Genomic DNA, 10925 nt, shown 5'->3' on the forward strand with positions numbered 1-10925 from the left:
GAGCCAGAAGTATTGCCAGGCTCAGACCAATCATGCCGCCGCCAACAATCACAACGTCTAGCTTTTTGCGTTTCATGGTCATGGTTGCATCCCCATGGTTAAGCGTGCGAAGGCGGATTTCAGCGGCGAACAATGCTGCAGTAACATCAGCGCACTGTTGCGACCCAATACCGTGGGCCAGTAGTGATTCGAAAAGCCGCGCACTAAACCGTCCGTCAGTTTAATAATGGCCTGATAATCACGTTCGCGGTTCTGCTCGTAGCCTTGTAATGCCTGAAAATTTCCGGCGTCATCAACATTGGCCAGCGACTCGCATAGTACTTCGGTATCGCGCAGCAGCAGATTAAAACCCTGCCCGGCTATGGGGTGTAAGGCGTGCGATGCATTACCGATGATCACACTGCGGTGGTGAGTCGAGCGCTTTGCCCGGCGTAACGTCAGCGGATAGAAAACTCGTTTCGACACGCCGCTAAATAAGCCTGCGCGGTAGCCAAACGCCTGCTGACACCGTTGCATAAATTCGGTGTCGGACCATTGCTGGGCAACGTCACGCTGCGCTTCGGTAAAGCTCCACACCAGTGAAGCCTGACTTCCCTGCATTGGCAGTAAGGCAATAGGCCCATTCTCGGTAAAGCGCTCATAGGCCCAGCCATCTAATGGCTGCTCTAAATCAAGCGTTGCAATGCACCCAAACTGGCCATAGTCGTAAACATCCGATTTTAGCCCCAGTTGCTCGCGCACCAGTGAGTTCTGGCCATCGGCACCAATAAGTAACTTAGCCAACAGCTGCTGTCCGTTATCCAGGTTTAATTCCACCTGCTTTTGCTGCTGTTGCAATGAATCTAAACGAACACCCGATAACCACTCAAGATTGGTCTGCTTCTGACAGCTAAGGTACAGGTTATTAACCAGCTCGGAAGCAGCAACAACCCGACCTAAGGCCTCTACCCGCTCGTTCTCGGCGTGCAGTTCAGTGGCGCCGGCAAAGCCCCGGTCGGAGATGTGAATATGTTTTATTGGAGTACTGTCAATGCCATTGAGTACACCGAGACTTTGCAGCCGCTGCGCTGATGCAGCAGCCAGAGCAATAATGCGTTTGTCGGCGGGCGGACCCTCAGCGCGAGGTTCACAGACAACAATGTGCCAGTCCGGCCGTTGTTGCGCCAGCATTAAGCCAGTTAAGGCGCCCACCAGGCCACCTCCGGCTATTACAACATCGGCGTGCGTTACTGGCCTTTCATCCATGTCTCAATCTCTTCAATGGTTTTGGGTACATCGGCGGTCATGTTGTCAAAACCGTCCGCTGTTACAACCAGGTCATCTTCAATGCGAATGCCTATGCCGCGCCATTTCTCTTCAACGTCAGCATCTTCCGGAATATAAATACCGGGTTCTACTGTCAGCACCATGCCGGGTTTGAAAGGTACAGGCTCGCCCTCACTGTCGCGATAACGCCCCACATCGTGAACATCCAGACCCAGCCAATGGCCCAGGCCGTGAATAAAGTACGTTTTCCAGCGTTGCTCTTTGAAGTTTTCTTCGGCATCGCCGGTTAAAATACCCAGCTCGGTGAGACCATCGCTAATGACCCTGGCAGCCGTTTCGCTCGCCTGAACCAAATTACTGCCGGGTTTAATTTCAGCAAACGCCGCCTGCTGGGCTTCCAGCACTAAGTTATAAAGTATGCTCTGTGGTTCACTAAACTTGCCATTTACCGGGAAAGTACGGGTAATGTCGGCCGCGTACCCCTGATACTCCGCGCCGGCGTCTACCAGCAGCAAGTCGCCATTTTGCAGTTCGTCCTTATTGTCGGTGTAATGCAGAACGCAGGCATTCGCACCACCACCGCTGATAATACCGTAAGCCGGATGCAAAGCGCCGTTCATGGCAAATTCATGGTGCAGCTCTGCCGCTACCTGATACTCGTGCTTGCCCGCTTCAACAAAACGCATAATGCGGCGGAATGCCCCCGAGCTGATTCGGCCCGCTTCTTTCATCACTGCCACTTCATTGGCTGACTTAATAAGGCGCATCGCGTCCAACTGAGGTCTTAAGTCAGACAAGCTTTGAGGCGCTAATTTACCGCTTCGTCTTGCTTTCACACTGACGTCATCGCGCGCTTCGCTCACCAGTTCTGCCAGCACTGAGTCTTCGCCCATGGGGTAGAAAACCGATTCAATACCCTCCAGCAACTCCGGTAAACGTTCCGGCAAAGTGTCGAGATCTTCCGCGCTGTCAACGGCTAAGGCTTCAACAGCATTGGTATAGCCTAAACGCAGCCCATGCCAGACTTCGTGATTTGGGTCTTTGTCCTGACAGAATAAAACACTGCGAGGGCTGCTGTCGTTAATCAGCAGCAACACGGCGTCCGGCTCATTAAAACCGGTTAGATAGAAAAAGTCGCTGTTTTGGCGAAAAGGGTACTCGGTATCATTGCTGCGCGTAACTTCACTGTTAGCAGCCACCAGTGCCACCGAATGCGGAGGCAAAGACTCCAGCAGCTGGCGTCGGCGCTGTTTAAATTCATCCTGAGGAATAACGTTTCTCATCAACGACCTCTACTCCGTCAGTAATTAATGCAGAATTTTGGGTGGCTGGTTTGCCGGTAGTTCATTACGGCCTAATTCGGCGTAGCACATCATGGCTGAAACACGCAGATACTCGACAATTTCGGTGTAGGCTCGTTCTTCTTCCTCATCACCATCGTCGGTAAATTCTATTTTCGCCAGCTCGACCATGTCTTCAATGGCTTCTTTTAAGTCACCACTTAAGTTGGTCATATTTTCCTGGTTAACGCCATAGCCCACTAAAAAGGCATTAACCCAGCCAGCCAGTGCGCTTAAGCGGTCAGACAGCGGCGTCGTGTCTTCAGGTAATAACAAACGGTAGCCTAAGTCTTCGTCGCCCAGCGAGTGCTCAATTTCTTCGGCCTGCTGTTGCAGCAAATTCTCCAGCTCGACGGGCAAACCCTGGCCGTCGTATGCCAGATCTGACATTAAGATCATTAATTCATTGCTTTTGGCGTCGCTGCCGGTGGCTATTAGCCCGGTTAACATGCCCTGCACTTCTGACGCACTTGGCGTCATGTCGTATTGTGCGTAAAGTTCCACTAAGCGGTCATAATTAAAACGTGTCGACATTAAATTCTGCCCTTTATTTATCATGCATTAATCCTAACACTGGCTTTACATAATCGCTAGCTGACAAACACCGGTAGCTCATGCCATAATGCAGTTATCAAAGCTGTTGAGTCAGTTGCAAGGAGTCTTTTGAATGGCCGCAAAAACCATGGATATAAAATTGCTGGAACGTAATTATAAGGTGGCTTGCCCTGTTGGGCAGGAAAGCGCGTTGCAGCAAGCGGCAGATACGCTCAATGAAAGACTGATGGAAACCAAAGAACGAACGCAACTGACCAATGTCGAACAAATAGCTGTTATGACAGCCCTGAATTTATGCCATGAATGGATTCAGGATCAAAATGAACAATCTGCAAAAACGGCTAAGCTTGAAGAAAAAATTCAGTTACTTCAGGCAACGATAGAACAGGCAATGAGTGAGCAACGCTCACAACGTAACCGTTAGCGGTTAACCTAAAGCAACATTGTAACCCTTTTGCGGTTTCCTGGGGTGTTTGCCAGCAGGCTTATGTCCCTGAGCCGATGCTTGTATTAAAAGGGGATCACTGGCCTGCCATGTGCAAGCCCGGCATGAACCGGGAAGCCTACGGCAGATACCATTTGCTCCCCGCCTTGAACCAATGGGTTCAAGGGCTACAGCCAGCAGCGGCACCTTGGGAAACCACCCTTACTATTGGCGCTCCGCCTTTTCATCAGCAACAATGGCTTTAACGTCCTCTAGCAATTGTTGTGCGTCAAAAATGACACCGTCTTTAATGGTGTACTGAATGCCTTCGGTACGCATCGGCTGGTTGTTATCATCAAGCTTGAAATGCCCCGTACCGTATAGCACTTTAAAGTTATCCATCGGGTTTTCGTTCACAATAACCATGTCGGCTTTTTTACCAATAGCAACGGAGCCAATGTCGTCTTCCATATTCAGTGCCTCGGCACCGGCCAGGCTGGCAGCATGAATTACTTCCAGTGCATTCAAACCGGCTTCACGTAATAACTCCAGTTCGCGAATGTAACCAAAGCCATAAATCTTATAAATGTAGCCCGCATCAGAACCAACCGTAATTCTGCCGCCGTTGGAGTGGAAGTCCTTTAAGAACGCCATCCATTTCTGGTAATTGTTTTTCCAGGCAATTTCATTGTCGGTCGTCCAGTCGAACCAGTAAGAACCGTGGGCGTAGCGACTTGGCTCGAAAAACTCCCACAACCGCGGCAAGGTGTATTCGTCGTGCCAAATGGCCTGACGTTCACGCATTAAGTCACGCGACGCTTCGTATATGGTTAAGGTGGGGTTAATCGTGAAGTCCAGTTCAATCAGTTCATTGCGCACTGAATTCCATTTCTCTGAACCTGGCTCCGCGGCCTGCTTCCATAAGCGGCCAGCCTCTTCAAAGCGGTTTTGCTCATTATTGTAGTTATAACCTGCCGGGTAGTCCTGCACGCGGCGCTCTTCAAACAGAGCTTCCGGCAAGCCGTACCAATGCTCCATAGAGGTTAAGCCCAGGCGAGCGGAGTCCAGTGCATTCATCGACATCACATTCAGCTGAGCGTGGTGCATCATAGTGCCTAAGCCCTGCTTATTGGCTTCGTCCAGCGCCGCTTCCATAACTTTGCGTGAAGCACCGAAGAATTTAATGCCTTTCGCTCCCTCGTCTTTAATGTAGCGAACCCATTCACGCGCCTGCTCACCGTTATAAATTGGTTTATCCCAACCTTGCCCAAAACCGACATAAGGAATGATTCGCGGCGACGTAATGCGATTATCGACAGCGCGCTCTTCGTGCCACTGAACCCAGTCCAGGCCATTAAAACTGCCGGGTTCCCGAATGGTTGTAATACCGTGAGCCAACCACAACTTCAATACATACTCCGCCGGAATACCTTTTGCGGAGCCACCAATATGCGCATGCATATCAACAAAGCCGGGCAAGATATACTGCCCGCTGACATCCAGCTCTTTATCACCTGCTTCAGCTTCAGGACGCCCCTCGGGCTTAACGGGCACTCCCGGATTACCAACACTGACAATATTCACGATACGATCGTCTTCAATGACGATGTCTACCGGACCAATGGGTGGTGCGCCTTCGCCATTAATTAGTGTTCCGCCACGTAATATCAGGCGCTCGTACGGACCTTCACCGCGATCACGCTCCGGCGCTTTCGGGGGAGCCTGTACAGCATGGGCTGCAACCGTAAAAGCCATCGCTATCATGGCTAAAGCTATCGTTTTTATTGTTTTCATCGGTTATCCTCTGGCAATTACTCAGCGGTTATCATTAAGCAGACTCTAGCATGACTCGACAGGACCTCCGACGCAAGTTACAGCAAATTCGCCGCAATTTAACCGCCGAACAGCAGAGCGAAGCGGCACGTCTGGTTGCTGACAAACTGGAGCAACGTCTGAGCAACCGGGTCCCTCAGCAGACCACCGTTGCTGTGTATAAAAGCTTTGCCGGCGAGTTACCAACCTCAGCCATTATTCAAAAGCTGTGGCAGTCAGGTTTTAATACCGTTTTACCCGTGCTTCATCCTTTTGCTAAAGGGCATTTGCTGTTTTTACACTATGCCCCGGATACGCCAATGACAACCAACAAGTACGGTATTGCCGAACCCGAACTGAATGTCCAAAACGTAGTGCCATTGTCCAGTATTCAGATACTGCTGATGCCATTAGTCGGCTTCGACAGTCAGGGCAACCGATTAGGCATGGGCGGCGGTTATTACGATCGAACATTAGCTCAATGGCATAATGGGAATAGGCCCAACTTATCGCCCATTGGGCTAAGCTATAACGAACAACAGGTTGAAAAAATACCGGTTGAGAGTTGGGATATTCCGCTGCCGGAAATCATTACACCAGCACAACACTGGCGCTTTTGAAGTAAAAGAAAGATCGATAAAAAACAACAAATTCCCTATACTGAGCTTAAAGCACAAACACGGAGAAACGCTCATGTCAGGCAACGCTGATGCACTAAAAAAAGCGGCAGCAGAAGCTGCTATGCAATACATTGAAGACGGCACTGTCGTCGGAGTCGGTACCGGCTCAACCGTAAACTTTTTTATCGATGCGTTAGCCGAGCGAAAACATGACATTGAAGGGGCTGTTTCTAGTTCTGAAGCCTCTACCGAGCGTCTGAAGTCTCATGGTATTGAAGTGTTTGAGCTGAACTCCGTTGCCGATGTTCCCGTTTATGTAGACGGTGCTGATGAAATTAATGAGCATGGCCAGATGATTAAAGGCGGAGGCGGAGCGCTGACCCGTGAAAAAATTATAGCCGCAGTCGCCAAAAAGTTCGTCTGCGTCGCTGATGAAACCAAAATGGTTGGCCGTTTAGGTCAATTCCCGCTGCCGGTTGAAGTGATTCCTATGGCGCGTTCATACGTTGCCCGCGAAATTGTAAAGCTTGGCGGCGACCCGGTCTGGCGCCAGGGTTTTACCACCGACAACGGCAACTGGATCCTCGATGTGCACAACTTTGACATCATGGAGCCCATGAAGCTTGAAGCTCAACTGAACAATATTGTCGGCGTAGTCACCAACGGGCTCTTTGCTCAGCGTGGTGCGGATGTGGCGCTTATTGCCCGTGAAGACGGGGTTCAGACTCTGAAGGTAAGTGGCTGATGCAAACCTCATTAGCGAAGGACAAAATCAAGGTTTTGCTGCTTGAAGGAGTCCATGACAGTGCCATCCAGCTATTCCGTCACCACGGCTACCATAACCTGGAAATACTGCAAACTTCCCTGAACGAAGATGAACTCTGCGAGAAAGTTAAAGACGCTCATATTCTTGGTATCCGCTCACGCAGCCAGTTGAATGAACGCGTATTTGCCGCCGCCGACAAACTCATTGCGGTTGGCTGCTTTTGCATAGGCACCAATCAAATTGACTTAGATGCGGCCAAGCGACACGGCGTCGTTGTCTTCAACGCGCCTTTTTCCAACACCCGCAGTGTGGCCGAACTGGTTTTAGCCGAGGCTATTATGCTGCTACGGGGCATTCCTGAAAAGAATGCCATGGCCCACGAAGGAGGCTGGCTAAAATCAGCTAAACAGTCTTTTGAGGCACGCGGAAAAATACTGGGAATTGTCGGCTACGGTCACATTGGCAGCCAGTTAAGTGTTTTAGCCGAGCAATTGGGCATGCACATCCGCTACTACGACGTTGAAGATAAGCTGCCCATGGGTAACGCTCAGTCGGTTCCCACTTTGGATGACTTACTCACGCAAGCCGATATTGTCACTCTGCACGTACCGGAAACCGAACAAACGCAATGGATGATAGGCCGTCGTCAAATTGAACGTATGAAGCCGGGCAGCCTGCTCATTAACGCGTCACGCGGAACGGTAGTAGACATTGACGCCCTGGCTGAAGCTCTGTCATCAAGACACCTGGCGGGTGCGGCAATTGATGTGTTTCCGGTTGAACCTAAAGGTAATAACGACGAGTTTATGTCGCCTCTGCGTGGCTTAAAAAATTGCCTGCTAACACCACACATTGGCGGCTCAACTTTAGAAGCTCAGGAAAACATTGGCGTTGAAGTGGCCGGAAAATTGGTGCGCTATTCGGATAACGGCTCTACCCTGTCTGCCGTGAACTTCCCTGAAGTGAGCTTGCCAACACACGCCACCGCACAGCGTTTGCTGCATATTCATAAAAACCAGCCGGGTATGCTAAACGCCATTAACCGCATTATTAGCGACAATGAAATTAACGTGGCGGGTCAGTACTTACAGACCGATGAAAGTGTGGGCTACGTGGTAATGGATATCGATAGCGACAATGGCGCCAATATACTGCAACAACTGAAAGACATTCCGGGCACTATTCGTGCCCGGCGTTTATTCTAGTCTTTTTTGCCCATAACCGTGCGTTCCATGCTCTCTGGTGAGACATGGCGCACGTCTTTGCCTTTCACAAAAAAGATAATGTATTCGGCAATGTTCTGACAACGGTCACCAATACGCTCTAAAGAACGTGCGGACCAAAGCACATTCATAATTTTTGGAATAGAGCGCGAGTCTTCCATCATGTATGTCATTAACTGACGTGTCAGCGCTTCGTACTGACGGTCAGCCTGCTCGTCCTGCTGGTGCACATTATAAGCCGACTCCAGGTCCATACGGGCGAAAGCATCAAGTACATTACGCAGCATGCTTAATACGTGTTGCCCCAGGTTTTCGAGACTGACTAACAGTTGCTGTTGGTCGTTACTGAAACTTTCCTTAGCGACTTTTGCAATACGCTCTGCTTCGTCACCAATACGCTCTAAGTCAGCAATGGTTTTGATAATCGCAATGACTAAACGCAGATCACTGGCGGTTGGTTGGCGTTTAGCAATAATGTGCACGCATTCTTCATCAATCTGCACTTCGAGTTTGTTCACTTTATGGTCACTGGTCAGGACTTTCTCTGCCAAGTCGATGTCGCCCTTCTGAATTGCCAGAAGTGAATCCTGCAATTGCTTTTCAACCAATCCGCCCATGCTTAACACACGGTTACGCACAGCTTCCAGTTCGTCATTGAACTTACCGGAAATGTGCTTACCCATATTCATCTTATCCATGACTCGCTCCTTAACCGTAACGACCAGTAATATAATCTTCTGTCTGTTTTTCAGACGGGGTAGTAAATAAAGTATCGGTATCGGCATACTCAATCAGTTTACCCATATACAAAAACGCGGTCTGGTCTGATACGCGCGCCGCCTGTTGCATGTTATGCGTAACAATAACAACGGTATACTTTTCCTTCAGCTCAGTAATCAGCTCTTCAATGGTCAGGGTTGAAATAGGATCCAACGCAGAGGTTGGCTCATCCAGCAACAAAATTTCAGGTTCAATGGCAATAGAACGCGCGATAACCACACGTTGTTGCTGACCGCCGGACAAACTGAACGCACTGGCGTTTAAACGGTCTTTAACTTCATCCCATAACGCCGCACCACGAAGCGAGGTTTCTACCGCCTCATCCAATACCCGCTTATCTTTCACGCCCTGCAAACGCAAACCATAAACCACGTTTTCATAAATGGATTTAGGAAAGGGGTTTGGACGCTGAAACACCATGCCCACACGGCGACGCAAAGCCGCAACATCGACGTTCTTGTCGTAAATATTGTGACCGTGCATATCAATCTGGCCGTCAATATGGCAAATCTCTACTAAATCGTTCATGCGGTTAATACAACGCAACAGTGTTGATTTACCGCAGCCCGATGGCCCGATAAACGCGGTTACGCGGTTATTGGGAATGCGCATAGAAATATCGTGTAACGCCTGATCTTGACCGTAGTAAAGATTCAAGTTTTTAATATCTAAAGCAGTCTGTTCTGCTGGCAAGTTGTGTAAGTCCAGCTTTTCTAAGTTGCTTGTACTCGGGTTTACCGAAATCATAAGTTCAGACCTTTTCGCTAATTCATCAAAACTTTCGTGTTCAACTGTCGTGTTCAACATTAGTGCTCAAGTGAGCGGTATTTTTCACGTAAATGGTTACGCACACCAATCGCCGTTAAATTCAAACCAACAATAATGGTGATCAGCAAGAATGACGTGGCGTAAACCAGCGGCCTGGCCGCTTCAACGTTGGGGCTCTGAAAGCCTACGTCGTAAATATGGAAGCCCAGGTGCATGAATTTTCTGTCCAGGTGGAAGTAAGGGAAGTTCCCGTCCACCGGCAGCATAGGTGCCGATTTAACCACACCAACCAGCATCAGTGGCGCAACCTCACCTGCCGCCCTCGCAACCGCGAGAATCAGCCCCGTCATAATAGCCGGTGATGCCATAGGCAGAACAATGCGCCAAATGGTTTCCCACTTCGTTGCGCCCAACGACAAGCTGCCTTCACGTAACGCCGGTGGAATGCGCGAAAGTCCTTCTTCGGTCGCAACAATCACCACGGGCAATGTCAATATAGCCAGAGTAACGGCAGACCATAAAACACCCGGCGTACCAAAAGTCGGATTCGGTAAGGCTTCGGGGTAGAAAATCTGGTCGAGGCTCCCACCCACCATATAAACAAAGAAGCCTAAACCAAATACGCCATAAACAATCGACGGTACCCCGGCAAGGTTAATGACAGCAATACGAATTAATTTAGTGACCGCATTTTTGCCCGCGTATTCATGTAAATAGACGGCCGCAATAACACCAAACGGAGCGACAATAACGGACATTAACAGCACCATAAATACCGTGCCGAAAATGGCCGGGAACACCCCACCTTCAGTATTAGCTTCCCTGGGCGGTTCAGAAACAAACTTGCCAATTTGCTGGAAAAAATGCCCAAGCTTTGAGAAAAAGCCCATATCGTTAGGGAAGTTCACATCCAGTACGCGGTACATAGGTACTTTGACTTCTTCGCCGCGCATATCCCGCATAATTAAAGAGTCACGACCGGCTTCGTCACGCAGTGCAAAAAGTTCTTTCTCGTATTCCAGGTACTCGGCCTGAAGCTCTTCGCGACGCTGCTCAATGTCGTTTATCGCTTCTTCAGTCAAGCTGCCGCTAAGCTCAAGGCCACGGCGTTGTAGGTTCAATTGCGTTAACTCATAGTTAATAGCACCAATTTCACCTTCCTGCAGCGCCATAGCCTGTTCATTCAGCTCAACGGCGCGCTCAACCCGCTTAAACAATTCATCTCGCAAGTCGCCATGTGTCGCAACACGTTCGCCTGCCTGCTCGATAGCAACTGGATAACCGTAGAAATTACCATCTTTGGTACGTTCAATAACCGCCAGACCAGCCGGTGTTTCATCGGAGCGGATGGCAGGACCAAGCACCCAGGCA

Annotated in this window: 11 protein-coding genes and 1 other RNA gene; 5 read left to right on the forward strand and 7 right to left on the reverse strand. The window is 49.7% G+C overall.

The window, feature by feature from the left end:
- Nucleotides 1–78: 78 nt before the first annotated feature.
- Genes ubiH through B3180_RS07090 form a run of 3 tightly spaced genes read right to left on the reverse strand, consistent with a single transcriptional unit; the run spans nt 79 to nt 3164 of the window.
- Nucleotides 79–1245: a 2-octaprenyl-6-methoxyphenyl hydroxylase gene (ubiH, locus tag B3180_RS07080; protein WP_286843755.1), complete on the reverse strand. Its 1167-nt coding sequence runs from the start codon at nt 1243–1245 to the stop codon at nt 79–81.
- A complete protein-coding gene (gene pepP / locus B3180_RS07085) occupies nt 1227–2549 on the reverse strand; it encodes a Xaa-Pro aminopeptidase (RefSeq protein ID WP_278358459.1) in 1323 nt (440 codons plus the stop codon). Before pepP ends, ubiH begins: the two co-directional genes overlap by 19 nt.
- A 24-nt stretch (nt 2550–2573) precedes the next feature.
- A complete protein-coding gene (locus B3180_RS07090) occupies nt 2574–3164 on the reverse strand; it encodes a UPF0149 family protein (protein ID WP_244994781.1) in 591 nt (196 codons plus the stop codon).
- A gap of 109 nt (nt 3165–3273) precedes the next feature.
- Between B3180_RS07090 and zapA the strand changes: the two genes are divergently transcribed.
- Complete coding sequence (gene zapA / locus B3180_RS07095; RefSeq protein ID WP_054491227.1) at nt 3274–3585, forward strand: cell division protein ZapA; 312 nt, start codon at nt 3274–3276, stop codon at nt 3583–3585.
- Nucleotides 3586–3619: 34 nt separating this feature from the next.
- A non-coding RNA gene (gene ssrS, locus B3180_RS07100) (6S RNA) lies at nt 3620–3804 on the forward strand.
- 6 nt (nt 3805–3810) lie between these two features.
- Here the strand turns inward: ssrS and B3180_RS07105 are convergent.
- Complete coding sequence (locus B3180_RS07105; RefSeq protein ID WP_278358458.1) at nt 3811–5379, reverse strand: amidohydrolase family protein; 1569 nt, start codon at nt 5377–5379, stop codon at nt 3811–3813.
- Between the two features lie 50 nt (nt 5380–5429).
- On the opposite strand from B3180_RS07105, the gene B3180_RS07110 reads away from it, so the two are divergent.
- From B3180_RS07110 to serA, 3 genes are all read left to right on the forward strand, one after another.
- Nucleotides 5430–6017, forward strand: coding sequence for a 5-formyltetrahydrofolate cyclo-ligase (locus tag B3180_RS07110; protein WP_278358457.1), 588 nt, complete (start codon nt 5430–5432; stop codon nt 6015–6017).
- A gap of 73 nt (nt 6018–6090) precedes the next feature.
- Complete coding sequence (gene rpiA, locus B3180_RS07115) at nt 6091–6762, forward strand: ribose-5-phosphate isomerase RpiA (protein WP_199494374.1); 672 nt, start codon at nt 6091–6093, stop codon at nt 6760–6762.
- Complete coding sequence (gene serA, locus B3180_RS07120) at nt 6759–7988, forward strand: phosphoglycerate dehydrogenase (RefSeq protein ID WP_278358489.1); 1230 nt, start codon at nt 6759–6761, stop codon at nt 7986–7988. The genes rpiA and serA overlap by 4 nt, the downstream gene beginning before the upstream one ends.
- On the opposite strand, the gene phoU is transcribed toward serA, so the two are convergent.
- From phoU to pstA, 3 genes are all read right to left on the reverse strand, one after another.
- Nucleotides 7985–8704, reverse strand: a complete 720-nt coding sequence (phoU, locus tag B3180_RS07125; RefSeq protein WP_054491232.1) for a phosphate signaling complex protein PhoU — start codon at nt 8702–8704, stop codon at nt 7985–7987. The two genes, serA and phoU, sit on opposite strands and share 4 nt — an antisense overlap.
- Nucleotides 8705–8714: 10 nt before the next feature.
- Complete coding sequence (gene pstB / locus B3180_RS07130) at nt 8715–9533, reverse strand: phosphate ABC transporter ATP-binding protein PstB (RefSeq protein ID WP_199494386.1); 819 nt, start codon at nt 9531–9533, stop codon at nt 8715–8717.
- Between the two features lie 59 nt (nt 9534–9592).
- Nucleotides 9593–10925 (reverse strand): phosphate ABC transporter permease PstA (gene pstA / locus B3180_RS07135; RefSeq protein WP_286843761.1); only part of this gene is annotated, 1333 nt, incomplete at its 5' end.

The organism is Idiomarina sp. UBA4206 (assembly GCF_002383015.1).
GTDB classification, from domain to species: Bacteria; Pseudomonadota; Gammaproteobacteria; order Enterobacterales; family Alteromonadaceae; genus Idiomarina; species Idiomarina abyssalis.

Coding starts and splice junctions, on each gene's coding strand:
- ubiH (WP_286843755.1), bottom strand. CDS start 1,245: ATGGATGAAAGGCCAGTAACGCACGCCGATGTTGTAATAGCCGGAGGT.
- pepP (WP_278358459.1), bottom strand. CDS start 2,549: ATGAGAAACGTTATTCCTCAGGATGAATTTAAACAGCGCCGACGCCAG.
- B3180_RS07090 (WP_244994781.1), bottom strand. CDS start 3,164: ATGATAAATAAAGGGCAGAATTTAATGTCGACACGTTTTAATTATGAC.
- zapA (WP_054491227.1), top strand. CDS start 3,274: ATGGCCGCAAAAACCATGGATATAAAATTGCTGGAACGTAATTATAAG.
- B3180_RS07105 (WP_278358458.1), bottom strand. CDS start 5,379: ATGAAAACAATAAAAACGATAGCTTTAGCCATGATAGCGATGGCTTTT.
- B3180_RS07110 (WP_278358457.1), top strand. CDS start 5,430: ATGACTCGACAGGACCTCCGACGCAAGTTACAGCAAATTCGCCGCAAT.
- rpiA (WP_199494374.1), top strand. CDS start 6,091: ATGTCAGGCAACGCTGATGCACTAAAAAAAGCGGCAGCAGAAGCTGCT.
- phoU (WP_054491232.1), bottom strand. CDS start 8,704: ATGGATAAGATGAATATGGGTAAGCACATTTCCGGTAAGTTCAATGAC.
- pstB (WP_199494386.1), bottom strand. CDS start 9,533: ATGATTTCGGTAAACCCGAGTACAAGCAACTTAGAAAAGCTGGACTTA.